Annotated in this window: 22 protein-coding genes and 1 tRNA gene; 9 read left to right on the top strand and 14 right to left on the bottom strand. The window is 74.0% G+C overall.

Annotation, left to right across the window (positions count from 1 at the left end):
• Positions 1 to 330 precede the first annotated feature (330 nt).
• A complete protein-coding gene (locus ACLIYP_RS19925) occupies positions 331 to 1,746 on the bottom strand; it encodes an aminotransferase-like domain-containing protein (RefSeq protein WP_412714486.1) in 1,416 nt (471 codons plus the stop codon).
• A gap of 37 nt (positions 1,747 to 1,783) precedes the next feature.
• Here ACLIYP_RS19925 and ACLIYP_RS19920 point away from each other — a divergent pair, with 37 nt between their 5' ends.
• Together ACLIYP_RS19920 and ACLIYP_RS19915 are read left to right on the top strand one after the other, a co-directional pair.
• On the top strand, positions 1,784 to 2,683 hold the full coding sequence (locus ACLIYP_RS19920) for a DMT family transporter (protein WP_412714485.1): 900 nt from the start codon (positions 1,784 to 1,786) through the stop codon (positions 2,681 to 2,683).
• 63 nt (positions 2,684 to 2,746) lie between these two features.
• Positions 2,747 to 2,820, top strand: a tRNA-Met gene (locus ACLIYP_RS19915).
• 69 nt (positions 2,821 to 2,889) lie between these two features.
• Here ACLIYP_RS19915 and ACLIYP_RS19910 read toward each other — a convergent pair.
• Complete coding sequence (locus ACLIYP_RS19910) at positions 2,890 to 3,777, bottom strand: CAP domain-containing protein (protein ID WP_412714484.1); 888 nt, start codon at positions 3,775 to 3,777, stop codon at positions 2,890 to 2,892.
• 355 nt (positions 3,778 to 4,132) lie between these two features.
• Here ACLIYP_RS19910 and ACLIYP_RS19905 point away from each other — a divergent pair, with 355 nt between their 5' ends.
• Both ACLIYP_RS19905 and ACLIYP_RS19900 read left to right on the top strand, forming a co-directional pair.
• Positions 4,133 to 5,728, top strand: coding sequence for a PH domain-containing protein (locus tag ACLIYP_RS19905; RefSeq protein WP_412714483.1), 1,596 nt, complete (start codon positions 4,133 to 4,135; stop codon positions 5,726 to 5,728).
• 137 nt (positions 5,729 to 5,865) lie between these two features.
• The gene (locus ACLIYP_RS19900) at positions 5,866 to 6,159 is read left to right on the top strand and encodes a hypothetical protein (protein WP_459076350.1); all 294 of its coding nucleotides are present in this window, start codon (positions 5,866 to 5,868) and stop codon (positions 6,157 to 6,159) included.
• A 132-nt stretch (positions 6,160 to 6,291) separates the two neighbouring features.
• Here the strand turns inward: ACLIYP_RS19900 and recA are convergent, their stop codons facing one another.
• The 4 genes from recA to ACLIYP_RS19880 all read right to left on the bottom strand — a co-directional run bounded on the left by recA (position 6,292) and on the right by ACLIYP_RS19880 (position 9,504).
• A complete protein-coding gene (gene recA, locus ACLIYP_RS19895; protein WP_412714482.1) occupies positions 6,292 to 7,353 on the bottom strand; it encodes a recombinase RecA in 1,062 nt (353 codons plus the stop codon).
• Positions 7,354 to 7,466: 113 nt separating this feature from the next.
• Positions 7,467 to 7,949 carry a single-stranded DNA-binding protein gene (locus ACLIYP_RS19890; protein ID WP_412714481.1) on the bottom strand — a complete coding sequence of 161 codons (483 nt, stop codon included), beginning with the start codon at positions 7,947 to 7,949 and terminating at the stop codon, positions 7,467 to 7,469.
• A gap of 59 nt (positions 7,950 to 8,008) precedes the next feature.
• Positions 8,009 to 8,551, bottom strand: coding sequence for a hypothetical protein (locus tag ACLIYP_RS19885; protein WP_412714480.1), 543 nt, complete (start codon positions 8,549 to 8,551; stop codon positions 8,009 to 8,011).
• On the bottom strand, positions 8,548 to 9,504 hold the full coding sequence (locus ACLIYP_RS19880) for an ATP-binding protein (RefSeq protein ID WP_412714479.1): 957 nt from the start codon (positions 9,502 to 9,504) through the stop codon (positions 8,548 to 8,550). Before ACLIYP_RS19880 ends, ACLIYP_RS19885 begins: the two co-directional genes overlap by 4 nt.
• A gap of 359 nt (positions 9,505 to 9,863) precedes the next feature.
• Here ACLIYP_RS19880 and ACLIYP_RS19875 point away from each other — a divergent pair, with 359 nt between their 5' ends.
• On the top strand, positions 9,864 to 10,178 hold the full coding sequence (locus tag ACLIYP_RS19875) for a hypothetical protein (protein ID WP_093659894.1): 315 nt from the start codon (positions 9,864 to 9,866) through the stop codon (positions 10,176 to 10,178).
• A 175-nt stretch (positions 10,179 to 10,353) separates the two neighbouring features.
• Here ACLIYP_RS19875 and ACLIYP_RS19870 read toward each other — a convergent pair whose 3' ends face one another.
• Entirely contained in the window at positions 10,354 to 10,923 is a 570-nt protein-coding gene (locus ACLIYP_RS19870) for a snapalysin family zinc-dependent metalloprotease (RefSeq protein WP_412714478.1), read from the bottom strand.
• Between the two features lie 272 nt (positions 10,924 to 11,195).
• Here ACLIYP_RS19870 and ACLIYP_RS19865 point away from each other — a divergent pair, with 272 nt between their 5' ends.
• Positions 11,196 to 12,272: a protein kinase family protein gene (locus tag ACLIYP_RS19865; protein WP_412714477.1), complete on the top strand. Its 1,077-nt coding sequence runs from the start codon at positions 11,196 to 11,198 to the stop codon at positions 12,270 to 12,272.
• A gap of 105 nt (positions 12,273 to 12,377) precedes the next feature.
• Here ACLIYP_RS19865 and ACLIYP_RS19860 read toward each other — a convergent pair whose 3' ends face one another.
• Positions 12,378 to 13,262, bottom strand: a complete 885-nt coding sequence (locus ACLIYP_RS19860) for a septum formation family protein (RefSeq protein ID WP_412714476.1) — start codon at positions 13,260 to 13,262, stop codon at positions 12,378 to 12,380.
• A 142-nt stretch (positions 13,263 to 13,404) separates the two neighbouring features.
• A complete protein-coding gene (locus tag ACLIYP_RS19855; RefSeq protein ID WP_412714475.1) occupies positions 13,405 to 14,802 on the bottom strand; it encodes an FAD-dependent oxidoreductase in 1,398 nt (465 codons plus the stop codon).
• 264 nt (positions 14,803 to 15,066) lie between these two features.
• On the opposite strand from ACLIYP_RS19855, the gene ACLIYP_RS19850 reads away from it, so the two are divergent.
• Entirely contained in the window at positions 15,067 to 16,134 is a 1,068-nt protein-coding gene (locus ACLIYP_RS19850) for a right-handed parallel beta-helix repeat-containing protein (protein WP_412714474.1), read from the top strand.
• 82 nt (positions 16,135 to 16,216) lie between these two features.
• On the opposite strand, the gene ACLIYP_RS19845 is transcribed toward ACLIYP_RS19850, so the two are convergent.
• Positions 16,217 to 16,813 carry a TetR/AcrR family transcriptional regulator gene (locus ACLIYP_RS19845; protein WP_412714473.1) on the bottom strand — a complete coding sequence of 199 codons (597 nt, stop codon included), beginning with the start codon at positions 16,811 to 16,813 and terminating at the stop codon, positions 16,217 to 16,219.
• A gap of 278 nt (positions 16,814 to 17,091) precedes the next feature.
• On the opposite strand from ACLIYP_RS19845, the gene ACLIYP_RS19840 reads away from it, so the two are divergent.
• A complete protein-coding gene (locus ACLIYP_RS19840) occupies positions 17,092 to 17,952 on the top strand; it encodes an NAD(P)-dependent oxidoreductase (protein ID WP_459076351.1) in 861 nt (286 codons plus the stop codon).
• A gap of 80 nt (positions 17,953 to 18,032) precedes the next feature.
• Here ACLIYP_RS19840 and ACLIYP_RS19835 read toward each other — a convergent pair whose 3' ends face one another.
• Positions 18,033 to 19,733, bottom strand: coding sequence for an FAD-dependent oxidoreductase (locus ACLIYP_RS19835; protein ID WP_412714472.1), 1,701 nt, complete (start codon positions 19,731 to 19,733; stop codon positions 18,033 to 18,035).
• A 17-nt stretch (positions 19,734 to 19,750) separates the two neighbouring features.
• Positions 19,751 to 20,707 (bottom strand): AurF N-oxygenase family protein, encoded by a 957-nt coding sequence (locus ACLIYP_RS19830; protein WP_412714471.1) that lies wholly within the window; start codon positions 20,705 to 20,707, stop codon positions 19,751 to 19,753.
• A 695-nt stretch (positions 20,708 to 21,402) separates the two neighbouring features.
• On the opposite strand from ACLIYP_RS19830, the gene ACLIYP_RS19825 reads away from it, so the two are divergent.
• Positions 21,403 to 22,095, top strand: a complete 693-nt coding sequence (locus tag ACLIYP_RS19825) for a CAP domain-containing protein (RefSeq protein ID WP_412714470.1) — start codon at positions 21,403 to 21,405, stop codon at positions 22,093 to 22,095.
• A 101-nt stretch (positions 22,096 to 22,196) separates the two neighbouring features.
• Here the strand turns inward: ACLIYP_RS19825 and ACLIYP_RS19820 are convergent, their stop codons facing one another.
• Both ACLIYP_RS19820 and ACLIYP_RS19815 read right to left on the bottom strand, forming a co-directional pair.
• On the bottom strand, positions 22,197 to 22,691 hold the full coding sequence (locus ACLIYP_RS19820) for a lamin tail domain-containing protein (RefSeq protein WP_412714469.1): 495 nt from the start codon (positions 22,689 to 22,691) through the stop codon (positions 22,197 to 22,199).
• Between the two features lie 155 nt (positions 22,692 to 22,846).
• Complete coding sequence (locus ACLIYP_RS19815; RefSeq protein ID WP_412714468.1) at positions 22,847 to 23,551, bottom strand: ribonuclease H family protein; 705 nt, start codon at positions 23,549 to 23,551, stop codon at positions 22,847 to 22,849.
• Positions 23,552 to 23,643 lie beyond the last annotated feature (92 nt).

The raw sequence follows: 23,643 nt of genomic DNA, 5'->3' as shown, positions 1-23,643 counted from the left end.
ACGGCGGTGCCGGTCACGCCGTACGGCAGCCGGCCCGCCGGGGGCCGCACCGCCCGGTGTGCCGTGCCCGGCGTGCACGGCGTGACCGGCACCGCCGTACGCGCCCTCGGCGCGCGGGCGTCCTGCGACGGCGGGGCGGGCGTTCCCGGCCGCTCCGGTGACCACGATGAGCATGCGGGATCGGTGCCCGCGCCGCCGCCGGCTCACACGGTGCACTCCGGCATCCGGCGGACACCGGCGGCACCCGGACGGCCCGCCGCGGCCGGCGCTCGGGCGGCCCCGGACGGCCCTGGACGGCGTTCGGGGGACGACCGGTTCCGCCGGTGAGGACTACCGCGTGCGCTGCCGTGCGAGCGCCCGCCCGACGGCTCGCACGCCGTCGGGGAAGGCACCGGGGTTCGGCCCCGAGTAGTTGAGCCGGAGGTAGGCTCCGGTCGGTTCGGCGGGGAACCACTCGCCGCCGGGGGCGACGAGGACTCCGTCGTTCTCGCAGTCACGTACCAGCCGTGCCAGGTCGGTGGTGTCCGGCAGCCGGACCCAGATGTTCAGCCCTCCCTGCGGCACCGCTTCGAGGCGGGCGGCGGGCGCGTGCTCCCGGAGCGACGCGACCAGGAGGTCCCGGCGGGCGGCGAGCTGGTGGCGGAGGTTCCGCAGGTGCGTGCGCCAGGCGGGCTGGGTGACGACGTCGAGCGCGGCGGCCTGGAGGATGCCGCTGACGTACATCGACTCGGCCTGGGCGTCGGCGAGGAGGCGCGTGCGGGCCGGGCCGCGGGCGACGACCCCGGCGATGCGGACGGCCGGGGAGACGCTCTTGGTCAGGGAGCGCAGGTAGACGACGTGCCCGCCGTCGTCCCGGGCGGCGAGCGGTACCGGGTCCGCGCCGATGCCGAAGTCGTGTGCCCAGTCGTCCTCGATCAGGAACGCGCCGTGCCCGCGGACGGTGTCGAGGACCTGACCGGCCAGATCGGGCGACCAGCGGGCTCCGGTGGGATTGGCGAAGTTCGGCTGGGCGTAGAACGCGCGCGCCCCGGTCCGCACGAACGCCCGCGCCAGTTCCTCCGGATCGGGGCCGTGCGCCCCGCTGGGGACGGGCACGACCTGTACTCCCGCCTGCGCGGCGGCCAGGATCGCGCCCCAGTAGGTGGGCGACTCCAGCAGCAGCGGGCGGCCCGCGCCGACGAGGGCGCGGAAGGCGGTGCCCAGCGCACTCTGGCTGCCGGGGAAGACGACGACGTCGCCCGGCGCCGGCGGCGTGGTCCCGGCCGGCGTCGCGGCGCCGAGTTCGGCCGCGAACCACGCCTGGAGTTCCGGCAGTCCCGCGGCCGGGGGGCGGCTGACGGCGGCGTCGCCGCGCGCCGCGCGGGTGAACGCGGCCCGGACGAGGCGTTCGGGCAGCAACTCCCGGTCCGGGTAGCCCGAGTGGAGGGCGATCACGTCGTTCGGGGTGGTGCGCAGTGCCGTGGAGAGCCGCGGTGCGCGGTTCCGCGGCGACCCGAGTGCCGCGGTCTGCCATCCGTAGTCGTTCGGGCGGGCCGTGCGGACCGCGCGGACGAAGGTCCCGACGCCGGGCCGGCTCTCCACCGCTCCCTGCGCCGCCAAGGTGCGCAGCGCCTTCTGGACCGTGACGGGGCTCGCCCCGTACCGGGCGACCAGCGTGCGCGTGGAGGGCAGTCTCGCTCCCGGGGCGGCTGACGCGACCCATGCGCGGAGGTCGGCGGCGATCCGCGAACTGCTATCGTCTTTCATGAAAGACAACAGTAGCGCTACTCTCCTCCAAGCCCCGGTGCTATCGCCGTCCCGCGCCGGTCTCGGGTGGGGGCTGCTCGGGGTCGGGGCGTTCTCGTTCACCGTCCCGTTCACCCGGGCCGCCGTCGGGGGCGGCGGGATGTCACCGCTGTTCGTCGGCTCCGGCCGTGCGGTGATCGCCGCGCTGCTCGCGGCCGCCGTGCTGGCACTCACGCGGCAGCGCCCGCCCCGCGGCACCCAGTGGGTCCGTCTGGCGGTCGTCGCCGGCGGCGTGGTCGTCGGCTTCCCCGTACTGACCTCCTTCGCACTGACCACCGCCTCGGCCGGCCACGGCGCCGTCGTGATCGCGCTCCTGCCGGCCGCGACCGCGGTGATGGCCGTGCTCCGCGGGCACGAACGCCCTCCGGTCCCGTTCTGGGTCATGGCGGCCGTCGGCGCGGTGGCCGCGGTCGTGTTCGCCTCGCTGCGGGGAGGAGGGTCCGGCGGGCTCCACTGGTCCGACCTGCTGCTGCTCGGCGCCGTCGCGGCGGCGGGCACCGGTTACGCGGAAGGCGGGATCCTCGCCCGCGAGCTCGGCGCCTGGCAGACGATCTCCTGGGCACTGGTGCTCTCCGCGCCGCTGATGGCCGCCCTCACCGTCCTGTCGGTCTCGTCGCGTCCTCCGAGCGGCACTGCGGCCGAGTGGTCCGCGTTCGCCTACCTGGGGGTGGTGAGCATGTTCCTCGGGTTCTTCGCCTGGTACCGGGGGCTCGCGATCGGCCCGATGGCACAGGTCGGCCAGGTACAGCTCGTGCAGCCCGTGCTGAGCGTCTGCTGGGCCGCGCTGTTCCTGGGCGAGCGGATCACCTGGCCCACCGTCCTCGGCGGGGTCGCAGTGATCGCCTGCGCGGGCGCCACCGTGCGCACCCGGCCGGGACGTACGGCGGGCGCGCGCTGAACTCCCTGCCGGGCCCGCCCGTTTCGCCGGAGGCCGCGGCGTGCCGTACAGTGGGGGCATCGCCGCGGGGTGGAGCAGCTCGGTAGCTCGCTGGGCTCATAACCCAGAGGTCGCAGGTTCAAATCCTGTCCCCGCTACTGAAGGTTCGGCCCCGGTGCGCTCCGCACCGGGGCCGAATCGCTTCCGTGCCCGCGGGCACCGCGCCGCTACGGGCGGCCGGCGCCGAAGTTCTGGGTCCACCACGGGCCGCCGTCGCCGAAGTGGACGCCGACGCCCAGCTCCTCGAAGGCGCAGTTGAGGATGTTCGCGCGGTGGCCGGGGCTGTTCATCCACGCGTCCATGACCGAGGCGGCGTCCGGCTGCCCCCGGGCTATGTTCTCGCCCAGGTTGCTCCAGGCGTACCCGGCCGCCTCGACCCGGTCGGCCATCGTGGAGCCGTCGGGTCCCGTGTGGGACAGCACGCCGGACGCGGCCATGGTGTCGCTGTAGCCGTCCGCGGCCCGCGTCAGCCGGGCGTTGGCGGTGACCGGGCCGCAACCGGCCGCGGCCCGTTCCTTGTTGACGAGTGCGAGCACCTGCGCCTCCGGCCCGCTGTCCTTCGGCGCCGGATCCGCCCCGGGAGCACCGTCGTGCTCCTTGCCTCCGTTGCCGCCTCCGCTGCCGCCGGACCCCTCGGCGCCTTCGGAACCGGTCTCACGGCCCTGCTCGCCTCCCGCCGTCCTGCCCGTTTCCGTCTCCCCGGCAGAAGCCGGGGCGGGGGCGGAGGCGGAGGGGGCGGCGCCGCGCGCGGGCTTCTCCGGCTCTCCGGTCCTGCCGGCGCCGGGCGAGGCGGACGCGCTCCCCTCCGGGGTGGGCGAGGCGGGGAGGGAGGAGCCGCCGGAGGTCCCGCCCGCCGTGTCGTGTGCGGTGTCGGCCGCGTCCGCCGTCACACGGCCGGCCGGCCCGTCCTGTCCTCCGCCCGCGGCCACGGTGAGGCCGGCGCCCGCCGCCATGGTGGCCGCGCTGAGCGCGAGGGCGATGCCGCGCGCCGGCGGAGTGCCCTTGCGGCGGGCGTGGGAGCGGCGTCGGGAACGGTCGGCTCTGTGGGAGCTCATGCGGGCGTTACCTCGTGGGTCCGTCGGGATCGGCCGGTTTCCGGGGAGGGGTTTGGGTGGGCGCGGTCGCGCCCGCCGGCGGTCCTCCGGGGGTCGGACGAGAGCCTAGGCAGGCCGGCGGCCCGCGGGGCGCCCGGGAAGGGCTTCTTCATGAAGCCCTAAGGAAGCCATGAGGTTCCGCCCGGGTGCGCGGCTCCCGCCGGCGTGGGATCCCGGTGCGGGGCCTGGCGCGGGACGGGTGTACGGCGGCCCGCCCCGCGGGGCCGGATCCTCCCGCACCCGGCAGCGTCGCAGGACGGAAAGCTGCCGCATCGTGTACAGGAAGTCCCGACCGGACGGCGGCAGGATCGCGTCCATGACCGATGCGCGGGAAGTGATCTGCCGCTCCCCCTACAGACGCGCCCTGTGGTTCCTCGCGGCCCTGGGAGCGGCCGGAACGGCTCCGGCGGCCCTGGCCGCGGTGTACACGGCACACCTCGGCGGACCTTGGGAGGCGTGGTCGGGGGTGGCGCTGCTGTCGGCCCTGGCGGGCCTCGCCTCGCTGCGCGGGGCCGTCGCCCGGGTGAGCGCCGACGCCTACGGACTGCACATCCGGACGCTGCTGGGCGAACGGAGCGTTCCGTGGCCCGGCGTCGCCGACCTGCAGGTGCGGCTGAGGCACGAGAGGAACCCCCGGGTCCAGGAGGCCCGCCGTGTCGGCGTGGTGCTGCGCGACGGGCGCAGGCGGCTGCTGCCCCTGCCGAGAAGCTGGTCCCCCGACGACCCGGACTTCGACGCGGCTCTGGAGGCGCTCCGTGCGCTGCACCGCCGTCACGGAAACCCCCGGTCGGTACATCTGCCGGTCGTCTCGTACCACACCGCCGGGCACGGCTGGACCGGGTCGCTGGTCCTGTGCGTGCTGCTGCTCTCGGCGGCGGCCCTGGTGACGGAGTCCGTGTCGGCCACCGCGGCCCGGGAGCGGGCGTGGAGGTCTGCCGTCCCGTGCGCCGCCGGAGTGCCCGCCGAGGAGCGCGGTGAGTGCCTGACCGTCCTGTCGGCCCGGGTCGAGCGGGCCGAGGCCCGGCGGCCCAAGAGGCAGAGCCGGCTGTACTTCTCCGGCGGCCGCCCGATGGAGCGGCTGGAGGTGTCCTACGAGGCCGCCTTGGAGTTCCGGCCCGGTGACCGGGTCGAACTGACGCTGTGGCGGGGCGAGGTGATGGAGGTCGCCGGGGAGCGCCACGTCTGGCGCGAGCACGTCCCCACCCCCGGGAGCACGGCCGTCGTCGCGGCCGTGCTCGCCCTCGCCGCCGGCTGGCCCGGTACGCGGGTGCTGCTGCGGCTGCGCTGGCGGCGGCTGCCCGACGACGAGGTCCTCCCGCCGGAGCTCCCGTTCGCGGGCGCGCTCGCCGGCACGGCCCTGTGGGTGCTGCCGCTGGCCTACTTCCATCCCGCCGGCCCGTTCGGCTCCCCCGCCGGGACCGTGTGGGCGACCGCGGGGTCGCTGGTCACACTGGGCCTGTTCGCCCGGGCGTGGCGCGCCACCCGCGTCCACCCGCCCGGCGGGGCCGCGGGAGCCGGGGAACCGGCCGGAGAGGACGCGGAGGTGTTCCTGGCCGCCCGTTTCCTGGAGCACACCGACTACAACCCGTACTCCTTCGGCACCCATGTCGTCATCGGCGGCGGACCGCCCTCGGTGACGCCCCACTCCGGTCCCGGCCGGTTCGCGGCGAAACCGATCCCGGTGGAGCGGCTCACGCTCAAGGAGGTGCGGCGCGTCCGCGGCGGTGACCGCGAGGCCGTCCCCGGCGACTGGCACATCGCCGAACTCGACGACGCCGGCCGTCCGGTCCGTCTCGCCGCCGCACCCGGCGACCTGGCCCGCATCCTGCGTGAGCTGGAACGCGCGAGGACCGCCGCCGGTGCCACCGGCGCCGCGGAGACCGCGGGCACCGGGGGCACGGCGGGCACATAGGCGTGAGCCCGCGGCGGCCGGGACGGCGCGCGGGGCCAGGGTTCCGGGACCCGGAGCCGGCCGCGGAGATCCGCGGCCTGGAGGAGGCGGGCATTCCCGCCGGCGGGGCCCGGTCCCCCGGCGGCGCGGAGGGCGGCGTGCCCGACGTCACCGTCCTGCCCGCGCCCGTACGGGCGATCGTCGAGCACGCCTACGGTGTCGCCACCGCGGACCTCTTCCTCGTCGCGGCTCCCTTCGCCCTGGTCGCCCTGGTCGCCGTCGTGTTCATCGGGGAGAAGCCGCTGAAGACCACCAGCGGCATGGAACGGCTCGCCGAGGAGGCCGGTGGCACCGGCGCCCGGGGCCGGGAAGGCCCGGAGCGGCGGTCCGTGGACGGTGTTCCGGAGTCCGGTGGGGGGACCGGCAGGGAGCCGGCGGCTCCGGTCGGCTGAGCCCGGCGGAGCCGGCCGGGGGCGGGGGCGCGGCCTGCGGCCCGCTCCCGGTCGGCCCGCGGCCTTCCGGGCACGGTACGGCCGGTGTGCCACCGGCACGGCGGGGTGCCGGCGGGGTGCGGGCGCGGCGGGTCAGAACCCGGCGGCGAGGGTGCGGATGGCGTCCTCCCCGGTCTCCGACCCCGGCTCCGCCTCCGGCCGTGTCCCGATGCCGAGCTTCTCCTTGATCTTCTTCTCGATCTCGTCGGCCAGGTCCGGGTTGTCGCGCAGGAAGTTGCGGGCGTTCTCCTTGCCCTGCCCCAGCTGGTCGCCCTCGTAGGTGTACCAGGCGCCCGACTTGCGGATGAAGCCGTGCTCCACCCCCATGTCGATCAGCCCGCCCTCCCGGCTGATGCCGATGCCGTAGAGGATGTCGAACTCCGCCTGCTTGAACGGCGGGGCCACCTTGTTCTTGACCACCTTCACCCGGGTGCGGTTGCCCACCGCCTCCGTGCCGTCCTTGAGCGTCTCGATCCGGCGGATGTCCAGCCGCACCGAGGCGTAGAACTTCAGCGCCCGGCCACCGGTGGTCGTCTCCGGCGACCCGAACATCACCCCGATCTTCTCGCGGAGCTGGTTGATGAAGACGGTGGTGGTCTTGGACTGGCTGAGCGCGCCGGTGATCTTGCGCAGCGCCTGGCTCATCAGCCGCGCCTGCAGACCCACGTGGGAGTCGCCCATCTCGCCCTCGATCTCCGCGCGCGGCACCAGGGCCGCCACCGAGTCGATCACGATCAGGTCCAGCGCGCCGGAGCGGATGAGCATGTCGGTGATCTCCAGCGCCTGCTCGCCGTTGTCGGGCTGGGACAGGATCAGGGAGTCCACGTCCACGCCCAGCCGCTTGGCGTACTCCGGGTCCAGGGCGTGCTCGGCGTCGACGAAGGCGACCGTGCCGCCCATCCGCTGGGCGTTGGCCACCGCGTGCAGGGTCAGGGTGGTCTTGCCGGAGGACTCCGGCCCGTAGACCTCCACCACCCGGCCGCGCGGCAGGCCGCCCACGCCCAGGGCGACGTCCAGGGCGGTCGACCCGGTCGGGATCACCTCGATGGGATCCCACACCTCGTCGCCCAGGCGCATCACGGCGCCCTTGCCGAACTGCCGTTCAATCTGTGCGAGCGCGGCGTCGAGCGCCTTCTCGCGGTCCTGTTCCTTCACTGGGTCCACCTCGGTGGGGTCGGGTTGCGCCGGCACGGCGGGCGGACCGAAGGGGTCGGTACGGCCGCCCGCCGCCGGGCGCGGGTCCGCGGTCTCGCGGGAGACCGCGGCGGTCAGAAGGGGAGTTCACCCTCCCCGGGGGCGCGCCGCCCGCCGTCGTCCCGGCCGGGCGGGCCGCCGGCCGCCGGTGCGGCGCCGACGCGGTCGCCGGCGGGGACGCTCGTACGCGGACCACCCCCGGTGACCGTCGCGCCGGCGAACCGCAGCGAGGGGCCGACCTCGTCCACCTCGCACTCCACCACGGTGCGCTTCTCGCCCTGGCGGGTCTCGAACGTCCGCTGGCGCAGCCGCCCCTGGACGATGACGCGCATACCGCGCCTGAGGGACTCGGCGACGTGCTCCGCCTCCTGCCGCCAGGCCGAGCAGCGCAGGAACAGCGTCTCGGCGGAGTCCCTCCACTCGTTGCTCCGCCGGTCGAAGGTGCGGGGGGTGGAGGCGACGGTGAAGTGGGTGACCGTGTCTCCGGACGGGGTGGTGCGGATGTCGGGGTCGTCGGTCAGGTTGCCGACGACGGTGATGACGGGCTCACCGGCCATGGGTGGCTCCTCTCGTACGGCGGTGTGCTGAGGGCGCTGCGGGCGCGCGGTGCCGGCGGTCACCGCTCCTCGCCCCGGACCTCGCCCCGCTCCTCGCCGCTGTCGAGGGCGAGCAGCCGGGGCAGGTCGATCTCGCCGGTGCGCCAGGCCCGGGCGACCTGTTCCGTACCGCCGGGCACTGGCCGGAGGCTGAACGAGCGCGGCTCCGCCGGCGGGGCCGTCTCCAGGCCCGGGACCACCTCGCCGGTGTGCGGGTCGGTGGCCGGCCCCGGCCAGGCGGTGAGCCGGGCGGTGAACTGCCTGCGCCAGCTGGGACGCACCCGGACGAGGGTCTCCACCTCGTCCGGGTGGTTCTCGACCACCCAGGTGGTGAAGGCGTCCTCGTCGGCGACCACGATCTCCGGCCTGGGGTCGATGAGCGTGATGGTGGCGATGGGCGTGCCGTCGCGCAGGGTCACCCGTATCGACTTCAGCGCGTACTCCTCGCGGGCCGCGCGCAGTTCGTCGAGGACCTCGCGGCGTGTGGCCTGGTACTGCTCCTCCACCGCGTCGCGCAGCACCTTGAGTACGGCGACCCTGGTCGCGTGCTCCTTGAGGTTCATGCCGCCACGGCTTTCCGCTCGGGCTCTTTCCCGGACTTCCCGGCCTGCCCGGCCTGCCCGGCTTTCCCGGCCTCCTTCCTCGCCTCGGTGCCGCGGCGCACGATGAGGTCGCCCAGTGTGGTGGGCTCCCCCGCCGGGTCCAGGACGGCGGCGGCGAGCAGGTTGTGCCGGCGGGCCTCCTCGTAGAGGGTGCGGAGGTCCTCGTAGGAGGTGTCCGGCGCGGTGGCGGTGGCGAGGTAGTCGGACGCGCTCGGGGTGGGCTTGCCCGCGCTGAGCCAGTCGAGTACGGAGTCGGCGAACTCCGTGCCCGGTTTGCGGATCACCAGTCCGGACAGCGGCTTGGCCCGGGACTTGGAGATCACCAGGGTGTTCTCGTGGTCGAGGTCGCCGACGATGTCGAACTCGTACTCGATGCCCTCCCGCTGCTCGGGCTTGAGCCCGACCTTGCGCGGCACCTTGCGCCCGCGGTCGTCGGTCTCCACGACGTACTCGGTCTTGGTGCGCATGGTGACGATGAGGTGGCCGGGGTAGGCGAGCAGGGCGTCGATCATCGCCCGCTCCATGGGACGGGTCTCCTTCCAGGCGGCGAAGCTGCTGCCCGTCCCGTAGCGTTTCGCGGCGTTGTCGACCTGTTCGAGCACTCCGCCCGCGCCGGACCAGAAGTGCGAGAGCGAGTCGACGATCACGGTGTCGTAGCCCTCGTGGGCGGCCACCGCGAGGACGTCGATGAGCCCGGTGGGCTCGAACGAGGTGAGCTGGAGGGTGTCGAAGGCGAACTCGTCGGCGTACTTGGACGCGCTGCCGTGCTCGGTGTCGATGAGGGCCACCCGCTCGCCGAGCGCGGTGCCGGTGATGAGCGCCGTGTAGGTCTTGCCCGATCCGGTCGGTCCGGTGAGCGCGATGCGGGCCTTGGCCTGCTCCTTGGTGGCGGGGGTGAAGGTGAAGGTGTTCACGCCATTTCTCCTCTGGCGCATCCGACGGCGGTTCGGGGTGGGCTCGGGGGTGGCGGGACGCGGTCCCGGCCCGGCGAGACGTGCACCCACGCGGCCGAAGCTTCAGTTCGAATCCATGTTCGAAATCTGTCCTGGGTCACAGAGTAGGCCCGATATATCGACAAATCAACACTTGCCGGAGGGGGATCCCCGGGGGTGGTCGCGCCCGGTCCACCACCGCCCCCGGACCGCCGCACACGACCTGCGAACGCGGCGCCCCGGAACGCTCCAATCCCCTTTGACCAGGCCTTTTGTCAGTGGTCCGGAGTAGAATCGGGGGTAGATCGAGACGGCCGGACGACCACCCCAGGAGGAAGCCGATGGCCTCTGCCGCGCTCGCCGCCGAGCACCGTTCGAAGGCCCCGACCACACCCGCCCCCACCGCGCTGACGACCCTGACCACCCTGCCGAAGAAGCCGCTCCCGGCCGGCCGGCCCCGCGAGTGGTACGTCTCGCACAACCGCCGGCTGAAGGCCATGCGCCTGGCCATAGCCCTGCTCGACACCGGCGTCCACCGCCCGGAGCAGGCTTCCGACCGCAGGATCCGCACCACGGCCGAGCAGATCGGCGTCCGCCCGCCCTCCAGGGCGACCTGCGGCATGGTCCGCTCCCTGATCCGCCACGGCGACCGCTGACCGGGACGGGCACCGTCGCACGAGTGCGGCGCCGGTGACGGACAAAGGGTCCCGGCGCGCGCCTTCGCGGGTGCGCGCCGGGACCCTCCGGCCTCGGGGGCGCCGGTTCCGGCCCTCACCGTGTGCGTGCGGGCAGGGGCCGGCGCCGGGGAGGGGCTCCCCCCTCCCCCGTGCGTCAGTCCACGGTCATCACATTGCGCGGCACCCCGGCCGACCGGGCGAACGCCCCGCCGAAGTCGCTTTCGACCTCCGCCTTCTCCGCCGCGTTCGGGTAGGGGTTGGTGCACGCGACCCCGGCGGTGGAACCGGACATCAGGCTCGAGCAGGGGCCGGGCTTGCGGTCCGGCAGGCCCAGGATGTGGCCCAGTTCGTGGGAGGAGATGCGAACGGTGTTGTAGCCCTGGGTGACGGCCTGACGGCCGATGTAGACGGTCCCGTTGCCCAGCGAGGAGGTGTAGGCGCGGGGCCAGCCGTTGTCGGCGAGGATCCGGATGTTGGCGCGCTGCCCGGCCGCCACCGGCCGCAGTTCGACGGCGTCGACACTCTCGTTCCAGATCGCCGCGCCCCGGTCGACCGCGGCCCTGAACTCCGCGGCCGCGCTCGCGTCGTAGGTGAGGATCCGCGGGGCGAGGGTGCGGTCCTCGGCGGCGGGGGCGGCCGGCGCGGCGGCGGCCTGGCCGCCGGCCAGTGCGAAGGTGACCGCCAGTGCCGCGGTGAAGCCGCGGACGAGTGTGCGGACGTGCATGGTCGTCCTCCTTGTGGGGGGTTAGGCGTGCTCATGACACGCTGCAAGCTCACTGCCCAGCCGCGGCGCGCCCCAATCCGTCAATCGGCGCGGCCCGCTCTCCTCCCGGGGCCGTACCGCACGAGACCTCCCCCGGGCCCGGTCATCCGGCCGTGCGGTCGCCGGAAGTACGTGCATCGCACGGGGTCCTCAGGGCAGAGTGGCCGTTGCGGTACCGGGTCCGGCGCCCGGTATCCGGTACCCGGACGGAGGCGGCGGTGCGGTTCCCCGACATGTCACACGGTGCGCGTCTGGCCGCCCACGGCGCCGTCTCCACCGCCCTGGCCCTGTGCGGCGACCGCGAGCTGCACGGACTGGTGGACACGGCCGCACCGCTCGGTGCCGGCATCGGCGGGAAGTCGGCCCTGCTGGAGGTCGCCGGAGTCCCGGTGTTCGTCAAACGCGTGCCGCTGACCGACCTGGAGCGGCGGCCGGAGAACGTCCGGTCCACGGCGAACCTGTTCGAACTGCCGCTGTTCTGCCAGTACGGCGTCGGCGCCATCGGCGGGCCGGGCTTCGGGGCCTGGAGAGAGCTCGCCGTGCACACCATGACGACGAACTGGGTGCTCACCGGGGAGCACGAGGGCTTCCCCCTGATGCACCACTGGCGGGTGCTGCCGGACTCGACGCCGCTGCCCGAGGAGCTGGCCGACGTGGAACGGGCCGTCGCCTACTGGGGCGGCGCGCCGCAGGTGCGCCACCGGATCGAGGCCCTCCGGGAGTCCTCGGCGAGCCTCACGCTGTTCCTGGAGTACATCCCGCAGAACCTGCACCAGTGGCTGGGCGAGCGGGTGGCCGCCGGCGGCCGGGCCGCCGACCGGGCCTGCGCGATGGTGGAGGAGGGCCTGGAAGCCGGTGTCTCGTTCATGAACGGCCGCGGTCTGCTGCACTTCGACGCCCACTTCGAGAACATCCTGACCGACGGGCGGCGCCTGTACTTCACCGACTACGGTCTCGCCCTCTCCTCCCGGTTCCGGTTGTCCCGGGAGGAGCTCGCCTTCTTCGAACGGCACCGGGGCTACGACCGCTGCTACACGGCCGGTTACCTGGTCAACTGGCTGGTCGCCGCCCTGCACGGACACGGGAGGGAGGAGCGCGAGGCACAGGTGCGCGCATACGCCCGGGGCGAGCGCCCCACCGCGGTCCCGGCGACGGCGGCGGCGATCCTCACCCGCCACTCACCGCTCGCCGCGGTGATGGCGGACTTCTTCCGCGGGTTCCGGCACCGCAGCAGGCAGACCCCGTATCCGCTGGAGGAGATCCACCGGGTCGGCGGGCAGTGCGCCCCGCCCACCGGCCGGGGCGCGTGAACCCGGCGCCGTTCGCGGCCCCGGCCGGTGACGGAACCGGCCGGGTGACGGAACCGGCCGCCGTGGGCCGGTGCCGCCGACCGGCCGCGGGGCGGCGACGGGGAGTCAGCTCGCCCAGACCTCGGCCTCGTCGGCCGGGACGGTGGTGGCCAGACCCAGCTCCTTGCGGGCGGCGACCGTGTCGTTCGGGTCCAGGCCGGTGAAGGCCGGGTCGTAGGCGACGTAGAACGCATCGGCGTCGCCCGCCTTAGCGGCGTCCTTCCAGTGACCGGCGGTCTTCTCCAGCCGGGAGCGGAGCTTGCCGGCCTCCGTCCCCTCGATGCCCCGCAGGCCGTCCAGGTGCGCGTCGAGAGCGGTGGCGACGGCGTCGGCCTGCGCCTTGTAGCCCTCGAGGTCCTCCTCGACGCTCTCCGCCTCGGGCTGGTTCGCCCACAGGGCGTCGTAGACGGCGTTCGCGCCGTTGAGATAGGCCTTCTGCTCCGGCTTGAGCGACTTCGCGCCGGCCTTGAGCGAGCCGGTGAACTCGCCCGACTCCTTGGTGTAGGTGCAGCTCACGGCGCGGTCGCCGGTGGCCCAGCTCTCCGCGGTGGGGGTGTAGTAGGAGAGGCCGACCCCCTCGGGCAGGGCCCAGGTGTCCGGGGCGAACTCGCCGGCCTCGGCCGGGCAGCGCTCGTCGGCGATCGCCGTGACCGCCTCGTCGCCGGGGAACTCGCCCTTCTCCTCGATGTCGAACTCGCCGACGACCTGGCCCCGGTGCGGCTCGTCGCACGGCACGAGTTCGATGGCGAGCGCCTCGCCCTCGATCTTGTCGCTGTTCGGGTTGTAGCAGTCCCCGGTGGAGAGCGAGAACACCGACCGCTGGCGGGCCACCTTCGTCGCGCCGTTCTTGGCACTGTCGACGACGTCGGAGCACCCCGCGGCCCCGATCGCGAGCAGGGCGACGGCGGCGGATATGCCGCGCGGGGAGCGGAACGGCGCACGGATTGTCATGACGCGTACATCCTCTTGGGAAAATTCGTGAATGGTGCGCGCATCCTATGTCATCGTCATGACAAGTCCGCACGGAGTTTCCCAGGTGGGGACGGTTCCGGGAGCGCCAGCGGCGGCGCGCCGGACCGCCGGATACGCCCCGTCAGTGCGCGCCGGCCCGGCGCACCGCCGCGGTCGCCTTCCGGGCCGCCACCAGGACCGGGTCCCACAGCGGGGAGAACGGCGGCGCGTATCCCAGGTCCAGGAACGTCATCTGCTCGACCGTCATCGACGCGGACAGGGCGACCGCGGCCACGTCGACGCGTTTGCCCGCGCCCTCGCGTCCGACGATCTGCACACCCAGCAGGCGGCCCGTGCGGTGCTCGGCGAGCATCTTCACATGCATCGGCGCGGCTCCCGGGTAGTAGCCGGCGCGGCTGGTCGACTCGATCGTCGCGGTCACGAACCGCAGTCCCGCGGACCTGGCCTGGCTCTCCAGCAGGCCGGTGCGGGCGATCTCCAGGTCGCAGACCTTGCTGACGGCCGTGCCGACGACGCCGGGGAAGGTGGCGTAGCCGCCGCCGATGTTGGTGCCGATGACCTGGCCGTGCTTGTTGGCGTGCGTGCCCAGCGCGATGTGTCGCTCCAGGCCGGAGACGATGTCGAGGACCTCGACGCAGTCACCGCCCGCCCAGACGTTCTCCCGCCCCCGCACCCGCATCGCCAGGTCGGTGAGCAGGCCGCCGGACTCCCCCAGCGGCAGTCCCGCGTCGCGTGCGAGCCCGGTCTCGGGCCGTACGCCCAGCCCGAGGACCACGAGGTCGGCCTCGTACTCGGCGTCCTCGGTGGCGACCGCCCGCACCCGGCCGTCCGCACCGGTGCGGACGGCGGTGACGGCGGCTCCGGTGACCGTCTCGATGCCCATACGGCACATCGCCTCGCGCACGAGTCCGCCCATGTCGGGGTCGAGCGTGGTCATCGGCTCCTCGGCCCGGTCCAGCACCGTGACCCGGTAACCGCGGCGGATCAGCGCCTCGGCCATCTCCACGCCGATGTAGCCGGCGCCGACCACGACCGCCCGGCGCCGGGTGCTCGCCGCCTCGGTCCGCTCCAGGGCCTCCAGCAGGGCCCTGCCGTCGTCCATGGTCTGCACCCCGTGCACGCCCGGCGCGTCGATGCCCGGCAGACCGGGGCGCAGGGGGCGGGCGCCGGTGGCGATGACCAGGTGGTCGTAGCCCAGCCACTGCCCGGCGCCGCCGCCGCCGTCGCGGACGCGGACGCGGCAGCCGTCCGGGTCGAGTTCGGTGACCTCGGTGTGCAGCCGCAGGTCGATGTCCCGCTCGCGGTGCTGCTCGGGTGTCCGTGCGATCAGGTCTCCGGCGGCCGCGACGTCTCCCCCGATCCAGTAGGGGATGCCGCAGGCGGAGTAGGAGGTGTAGCCGCCCCGTTCGAGGGCGATGATCTCCAGTTCCCCCGGCCGCTTCAGCCTGCGTGCCTGGGAGGCGGCCGACATGCCCGTCGCGTTGCCTCCGATGACCACCATGCGCTGCGCGGTCGCCATGGCGTGTACTCCCTTCACCGTGTCGGGCGCGGGTCGGCCCTGGCCTCCGTATGCCCACGCTACGCTCCGCCACCGTCACCGTCCGGCCTCGCCGGCGCCTGTCCGCCGGCGAGGCGTGGTGCCGCTGATGCCGGGTCACGACGCGTTCTTGTCGGCGTGTTCTGGGCCGCTCGGGGCATCGGGCAGTGCCAAGCGGCTGCAGTGCCCCCTGCTTCGGGTCAACACGTGTGGCGGTTCCCGACATATCACCCATAGCTTCGAGTCATGACGAAACGACAGCTCACTCGCCTCGGATGGGCCGCGGTCGCCGCGGCCTCGGGCCTGGCCGCCACCCCGCCGGCCGCCGCCCAGGACACGCACCAGGTCCGTCCGGGGGAATCGATCCAGCAGGCCGTGGACGCCGCGAGGCCCGGGGACACGGTCGTCCTCGCCCCCGGCACCTTCCGGGAGAGCGTCCGGATCACCACCTCCGGCCTGACCCTGCGGGGTTCGGGCCCGGACACCGTCCTGATGCCGCCGGCCGGGAACACCGGGAGCGCCGGGAACGACTGCGCCCGCCAGGGCCACGGGATCTGCGTGTCCGGAACGGAGGAGCAGCCCGTCACCGACGCCACCGTGACCTCGCTGAGCCTGCGCGGCTTCGAGCAGAACGGACTGTGGGCCTCCCACACCGACCGGCTGAGCGTGCGGCACGTGACGGCCGAGAAGAACGGGAAGTGGGGCATCGCCCAGCAGCGCTCCACCCGGTCGGACATCAGCTACAACACCGCCCGCGGCAACGGCGACGCCGGGCTGCTGCTGTCGAACACCGTGGAGAGGGAGAAGGGCGCCGCCGACTCCGGCGGTACGGTCGTCCGCGAGAACCACCTGCTGGACAACCGCATCGGCGTCACCGTCAGGCGGCTGCGCAACCTCGTCGTCAGGAACAACGAGATGGCCGGGAACTGCGCGGCCATGTTCGTGGTCGGGGACGAGACCAAACCCCGGGCCGGGGCGCTGACGGTCTTCCGCAACGACGTCCACTCCAACAACAAGCACTGCCCTGCGACGCCCCGTCTGCCGTTCCTCCAGGGTTCCGGGATCGTCCTCACCGGTGCGGAGGACACGCTGGTGGCCGAGAACCTGGTCGAGGACAACGTGGGCTCCTCGCCCCTGTCGGGCGGCATCGTGCTGTTCAAGAGCTTCGTGGGGGCCCGCAACGAGAACAACCTGATCGAGGACAACATCGTGCGCGACAACGGGGCGGCCGATCTGGCCGACCGCGGCGCGGGCACGGGCAACGTCTTCCGGGACAACATGTGCCAGGACTACCGGCCCGAGGAGCTGTGCTGACCGTCTGACGGACCCGGTGGCCGACGGCCCGGCCGCTCCCCGGAAGGGAGCGGCCGGGCCGCTCCCTTCCGGGGAGCGGGCGTCAGTGCCCCGGGGCGACGCCGGCGTCCAGGAGGGGGCCCAGTTCCCGGGCCACGGTCTCCAGGGCGCGTACGTCGCGCTCGGCCCTGGCGATCACGATCGCCCCCTCCAGCGCACTGATCATCAGGGTCGCCAGCGAGGCGGCCCGCCAAGCCGGCACGCCCATCTCCGTCAGCGCCCGGGCCACCGGGCGGTTCCACGCGGCGAACGCGGCCGCGGCGGCCTCCCTGGTGGACTCCGCGGAGCCGGCGCGGTCCACCGTCGCGGCGACCACGGGGCAGCCCGTCGCGAATCCGGCCGACCGGTACTCGTCGGTCCACTGACGCACCATCGCGCCGAACAGGCGGCTCGGCGACGGCTCGGGCATCTCGGCCAGGAACCGGGCCACGCGCTCGGCCGCGTAGCGGCCGGCCCACTCCACCGCCTCGTTGACCAGCTGCTCCTTGCCTCCGGGGAAGTAGTGCCGCAGCGACCCCCTCGGGGCCCGGGCATGCGCGACGATGTCGCGCAGACCGGTCGCGGAGACCCCGTCGCGCCGGATGAGCTGGGCCGCGCTGAAGACCATCCGCTCGCGCGGCCCCCGCCGGGAAACCGCCATCGCCGACCTCCGATCCCCTGGCGCACCGGGCGGGCGGCACCCGCCCCGCCGTCCGGCCAGCTTATCGGTGCCGCCCCGACCGCCCGGTGCGGGAGGAGTCCGCCGCACCACCTCCCGGACCGGCGCGCGCCTCGTGCTATGACACACGTCATAACGCCGCTACTATGACGGCTGTCATAGACGACGGGACCGGTGGGACCGGCGGGCCGGTGGAGGCCGCGGTCCTCCGGCCGGAAGGGCGGCGCGGGGTGGACGTGGGTTTCATCGGCCTGGGCGTCATGGGGCGGCCCATGGCGCTGAATCTGGCCCGTGCCGGGGCGGCACCGGTCGTCTGGAACCGCACCGCCGCCAGGAGCGAACCGCTGCGCGCGGCCGGGGCCGAGGTGGCGGAGAGCCCCTCGGAGGTCTTCGAACGCGCCGGCACCGTCTTCCTGATGCTGGCCGACGAGGCGGCGACCGACGCCGTACTGGGCCGCGGCACACCGGACTTCGCCCCGCACGTCGCCGGGCGCACGGTCGTGCACATGGGGACGACGTCCCCCCACTACTCGCGCGGTCTGGAGGCCGACGTCCGCGCGGCCGGCGGCGGTTACGTCGAGGCGCCCGTATCCGGCTCGCGCGTGCCCGCCGAGAGGGGGGAGCTGGTGGCGATGGTGGCCGGGGAGCCGGCGGTCGTGGAGCCGGTACGCCCGCTGCTGCGGCCGATGTGCCGGGAGGTGTTCGTGTGCGGACCGGCCCCGAACGCGCTGCTGACGAAGCTCTCGGTGAACCTGTTCCTGATCACCATGGTCACCGGCCTCACCGAGGCGTTCCACTTCGCCGACCGCCACGGCCTGGACCGGCGGCTGTTCCTGGACGTGCTCGACGCCGGACCGATGGCCAGCGGCGTCTCGCGCATGAAGGCGCCCAAACTGCTGGCGCGCGACTTCGACGTCCAGGCCGCCGCCCTGGACGTCCTGAAGAACAACCGGCTGATCTTCGAGGCGGCCCGGGAGGCCGGCCTGGCCTCTCCCCTGCTGGACGTCTGCCACACCCTCTTCGGCGAGACGGTCGCCCTGGGGCACGGCGACCGCGACATGGTGGCCGTGCTGCACGCGATCGAGGCCAGGACCGGCCAAGTCCGGCCGCCCGCCCTCTGAGGCCCTCCGGGAGGACGGCGGCCCGTCCCGCTCCGGGCCGTCCCGCTCCGGACGGGACGGCCCGGAGCGGGACGGGTGCTTCAGCGCGGAGGCCGCCGGCGGCCGCTCCTGGCAGCCGCCAGCAGTTCGGGGACGGTGGCCAGCTTCTCCCGGGGCCGGCCGGCCCGGAGCCCGCGGGCCACCTCCACCCGGTCGATCGCGGCCTGGCCGCGGGCGTCGACCAGACGGCGGTTGCGGCCTCTCACCAGCCGGCGGAAGGCCTTCGCGCCGTGCTCGGGCGCGGGCAGCAGGCCGCCGAGCGCGTCGGCGAGCAGGGTGCCGACCGTCTCGGCCGCGCAGGCGCGGTTGGCCCCGATGCCTCCCGAGGGCCCGCGTTTGATCCAGCCCACGACATACGTCCCAGGCCGCCCGGTCACGCGCCCGCCCTCGTGCGGGACGGTGCCGGCCGCCTCGTCGAAGGGCAGCCCGGGGACCGGTGCGCCGCGGTAGCCGGCCGCCCGCACCACCAGGCCGGCCGGTATCTCCACCTCACCCCGCGCCGCCGTGGCGCGCACCGCCCGTACGCGCCCGTCGCCGAGCACCTCCACCGGCGCGCTGTGGAAGCGCAGCACGATGCGCCGGCCCGGTCCGGGAGGGAGGGACCAGTCCACCGCCTGCCGGGTGACGCCCCGCAGCACCGCGGCCTTGTCCCCCGGCCCGGCCGTGTCGATGCTCCCCGCGATGCGCGGGTCGTGGTCGTCCACGACCAGTTCCACACCGGGCAGGTGCTTCAGGGCGAGCAGTTCCGGCCTGGTGTACGCCGCCTCCGCCGGACCCCGGCGTCCGAGGAGGACCACCTCGCGCACCTTCCCGGCGCGCAGCGCGCCGAGCGCGTGGGCGGCGATGTCGGTGCCGGCCAGCTCCTCCGGACCGGCCGTCAGGATCCGGGCGGCGTCGAGGGCGACGTTGCCGTTGCCGACCACGACCACCCGCTCCGCGGACGGGTCGACGGCGTCCGGGGCGGTCTCCGGATGGGCGTTGTACCAGGCCACCAGCGTGGCCGCGGAGATGCTCCCGGGCAGGTCCTCGCCCGGGATCCCCAGGCGGCGGTCGGCGCGGGCCCCGACGGCGTAGACGACCGCGTCGTGGTGTGCGGCGAGTTCCTCCGCCGTGACGTCCGCGCCCACCTCCAGGCCCAGGTACATCCGGACCCGCGGGTGCGCGTACAGCCTCGCGAAGGTGTCCCCGACCCCCTTGGTCCCCGGGTGGTCGGGGGCCACTCCGTAGCGCACGAGGCCGCCGGCCACCGGCATCCGGTCGATCAGGGTCACTTCGGCGCCCGTGTGGAGCAGCAGGTCCTCGGCGGCGTACATGCCGGCCGGGCCGGTGCCGACGACCGCGATCCGCAGCGGCGCGAAGTCGGAGGGCAGGGTGCGCTCGAACACCGGCCTGCCCCACGCGTGGAAGTTGGGTCCGTGGTCGGCGGGTCCGGAATCCGGTCCGCCGTCCGCTCCGTCCGCGCGGTCCGCTCCGTCCGCTCCGTCCGCTCCGTGCTCGAAGTACGCCGCGTTGAGGGCGGCGTACTCCCGCTGCGCCCCGGAGAGCCGGTCCTCCGGGAGGATCGCGTCCACCGGGCAGGCGTCCGCGCAGGCGCCGCAGTCGATGCACGCCCTGGGGTCGACGTACAGCATCTCCGTGCTGCCGAAGTCCCTCTCCTGCGGGGTGGGGTGGATGCAGTTGACCGGGCAGACGGCGACGCAGGTGGCGTCGCCGCAGCAGTTCTGGGTGATGACGTGGGTCATGTCGCGGCCCGTCCGGCTCAGATGAGGTTGGCGCGCTTGTAGAACACCAGCGCCGGCTTCGTCAGCAGACCGGCGGAGGCGAGGAACTCCATCAGGCCCGAGCAGCTGGAGCGCATCATCGCCCTGTGGTGCTCGTTGGTCCTCGCCTCCCGCACCGCGCGCTTCTCGTCGAGCCCGGCGTTGGCGTACACCTTCCGGTTCACCATGCTGGTGACGATGACGTAGGCAGCGATCGCGATCACCAGGGCGTGGATCCGGCGGCGCAGCCGGCCGGCGCCCGCCAGGCGCTTGCGCGTCTCGTCGCGGGCGAACTTCATGTGCCGGGACTCCTCGACGACATGGATGTTGTTGATGGTGCGGACGAACGGCACGACCCGCTCGTCGCGCATCCAGTCGCGCTGCATGACGTCGAGGACCTCCTCGGCGACCAGGATCGCCGCGTACGCCGCCTCGCCGAACGCCAGCGTCTTGAACGCCCGCCCGAGCTCGAACGCGATCCGGTGCGGCCGGTACGGCGGGGCGCCCAGTTTCCGGGCCCCGCGGGCGAACATGATGGAGTGCCGGCACTCCTCGGCGATCTCGGTCAGCGCCCACTGGAACTCGGCGCTGGTGGGGTCCTTGGAGTAGATGTCGCGCAGCACCATCTGCTGGAGGATCATCTCGAACCAGATGCCGGTGCTGGCCACCGAGGCGGCCTCCTGCCGCGTCAGCTCCTTGCGCTGCTCCTCGGTCAGCTCGTCCCAGTACGGGGTGCCGTAGAGGGTGCTCCACTCGGGGCTGGCGCCGTGGAAGTCCTTGTCCAGCGGCGTCTCCCAGTCCACCTCCACGGCCGGGTCGTAGGCCAGCCTGGCCGCCGAGTCGAGCAGCCGGCGGGCGACGTCCTGCTCGTCGCCCCGGTCGCGTTCCGCCGGCCGCCCTGCCGCCTGCCCCGTGGGCTGTCCCGTCGGTCGAACGATGCCCGTGCTGCTCGCCATGTGCGCTCCTCGAACCGTGTGCGACGTTCCATGTCCGCCCGCTGCGCCGGGGACGGCCGCGGTGCCGCCGGTCCGCTTCCGCGTCCCGCGGCTTCCGAGGAGGCGCCCCCACGTTTGTTAGACAGAATGTAAATCAAGGGGCACCGCAAAGGCTACCCCCGGTAACGGCTCCAAGGCCCCCGCGCGGGCGGCCTCCGAATCGGGGCCCCGGCTTCCCGGGCTTCCCGCCCCGAGCCCGGATGGACGCTCCGGCGTGCGCGAAAGGCGGGCCGGCGCCCACCGCGCGGGCGCCCGTGACATCCATCACACCGCATATCGGTACTACGCCCACCGGATAGTAGATGACACCCGTCGGACATAGGCGACTTGTCCCGCTCGTCACGGACATACCGCACACCCGGCCCGGAGGCCCCTGCCCTGCTGCGCACACTCCTGCGTGCGCGGCGGCGCGGAACGGTTCCTGACGGGGCGGCACACCGGCGCACCGCCCCCGGCGCCCGTTCCGGCATGGCCCCGCGCAGCCCGCAAGGGCTTCGGGGACCTACGAGCCGGCGTAGTACCAGCGCTCGTTGCCCCGCCCGGGCGGCGATCCCGACAATGACGGCCCGCACCACGTTCCCGCAGATCAGAGGCGGGTGCTGGGCGAATCGGCCAGAACCCGGGGGGATTCGGCGATACGACGATTGGGGTCACACATGAGCAAGCACCGCAGAACGAGGCGCTACCGGAAGATATCCGTCGCGGCCCTCGCCGTGGCCGCCCTGGGAGTACCCACCGCGGCCCTGGCGTGCGTGGACCGGCCGGCGACCGCCGACGACCGCTCCCGCTCCTGGCAGAACCGCTACTCCGAGGACCGTGCCCAATCCTGGCAGGGCCGGTACGCCGACGGCCGGTCGCCCGCGTCCACACGGACCTCGCGGTCCACGCCGCAGAAGACCCGTACGCCCGGCACCTCCCCGAGCACCTCCCCCGCCCCCCGCACCTCCGCCCCCTCCGCACCCGCACCGGCCAACGACGTCGCGGCCCGCGTCGTGGCGCTCGTCAACAGCGAGCGCGCCAAGGCGGGATGCGCTCCTGTGAGGACGAACGAGAAGCTGGCCCAGGCCGCCCGGGCCCACAGCCGGGACATGGCAGAGCACCGCAACATGTCCCACACCGGCTCCGACGGCTCCGGCCCCGGGGACCGGATCACGAGGGCCGGCTACGAGTGGAGGACCTACGGCGAGAACGTCGCCCACGGCTACCGGACCCCCGAGAGCGTGATGAACGCCTGGATGTCCAGCCCCGGCCACAAGCGCAACATCCTCAACTGCTCGTTCGAGGAGATCGGCGTCGGCCTGGCACAGCCCGGCGACTACTGGACGCAGGCCTTCGGCACCGCCCGATAAGGGCGGGGTGCGCCGGCAGGTCCCTGCCGCTCCTCACCGGCACCGGCCTGCGGGCCGCCGCCTCTCCGCCGTGCGGAGGCGGCGGCCCGCAGGCGTCCGGATCACTTGTGGAAGGTGATGTATCCGTTGCCGTCGGGGTCGGACCCGCTCCTGGTGTAGGAGTGCACGTCCGAGCGGCTGCCGGAGGGCTTGTACAGGTAGATCGTGTCGCGGTCGTTGTTCCACATGAAGTTGCAGTTGTCCCGGTAGACCACGTTGTACTTGTCGGAGTCGCTGCCGTGACCGCCGCGGAGCCTGATGTAGTCGCCGGGCTGGAGGTAGTGGTTCGCCGTGAAGGCGAAGCGGTTGCCGGCGGCGTCCTTGACGACGTAGCCCCTGAGGTTGACGGTCGCGGAGGACGAGTAGTTCTTGATCGTCAGGTACTCCTCGTCGGTGTTCCCGGTGGAGCAGTTGTTGGAGTCCCGGCCGGGGGCGTCGTACTGGACGCCCCGGATCTTCAGCGCCGAGCTGTACTCGGCGGCCTGGGCCGGAACGGCGGTGAGGACGGCCAGCGCGCCGGCGGTGGCGGCCACGGCTATGACTGGGCGCTTGCGCAAGGGAGTTCTCCTCCACGTCGTGCGGAAATCGTGCTGCACGTGGAGGACTTGCGAAGAAGCCCTTCGGTTGCACCGTAAACAAGATTTTTCGCCCACGGCCCACGGCCCACAGGCCGACCCGCCGCCCGCCGCCCGACCTCACAACCCCGCCGGTGTCACGCCCCGCCCGCTCCGGCGGCGGCGCAGGCGGGGTGGCCCCAGCCGTCGGGGTTCTTCGCGATCGTCTCGCCCTTCGCGTACGGCCGGCCGCAGCGGCACCGGCCCGGGAAGCGGGCCTTGAGCGATCTCCCGGAGGATCCGCCCGGCCCGGGCTTCCGCGCGGGCCTCGCCCCCGCGGGGCGGGAACGCCCTCCGGCGGTGGCGGCGCCGGGCTCGGGCGGCGGCAGGTCGTCCCCCGCCGCGGAGCCGATCGGCCGCTGGGTACGGGCGCTGTGGCTCGCGGCGCGGTCGGCGGCGTCGTTGAGCCGGTCGCCGTCCGCCCGGTGGGCCGGGGTGTGGACGAACTCGACGTCCCGTCCGGACAGCAGCTCGTCGATGCGCACCACCAGGTCCCGGTTGGCCACCGGTGTGCCGGCCGAGGTCTTCCACCCCTTGCGGCGCCAGCCCGGCAGCCAGGTGGTGACCGCCTTCATCGCGTACTGGGAGTCCATCCGCACCTGTGCCGGCACGGCCGGGTCCAGGACCTGGAGCAGTCTCTCCAGCGCGGTCAGCTCCGCCACGTTGTTGGTCGCCCGGCCCAGCGGGCCGGCCTCCCAGCGCTCCACATCACCGTCCGCACCGGCGATGACCCATGCCCAGGCCGCGGGCCCGGGGTTTCCCTTCGACGCGCCGTCGCATGCGGCGATGATCCGTTCCAGCACCCTGCGATCCTGCCATCCCCGCGCCGTGGCCGCGGCCACCGGCCCGGAGGCGGCGGCCACGGCGGCCCGCCACGTGCGCGCGGAAGCCGGCC

It is taken from the genome of Streptomyces nanhaiensis, assembly GCF_046614825.1.
Lineage (GTDB): Bacteria > Actinomycetota > Actinomycetes > Streptomycetales > Streptomycetaceae > Streptomyces > Streptomyces radiopugnans.
The sequence above is the reverse complement of the archived record's forward strand: the minus strand, read 5'-3'. Positions and strand labels throughout refer to the sequence as shown.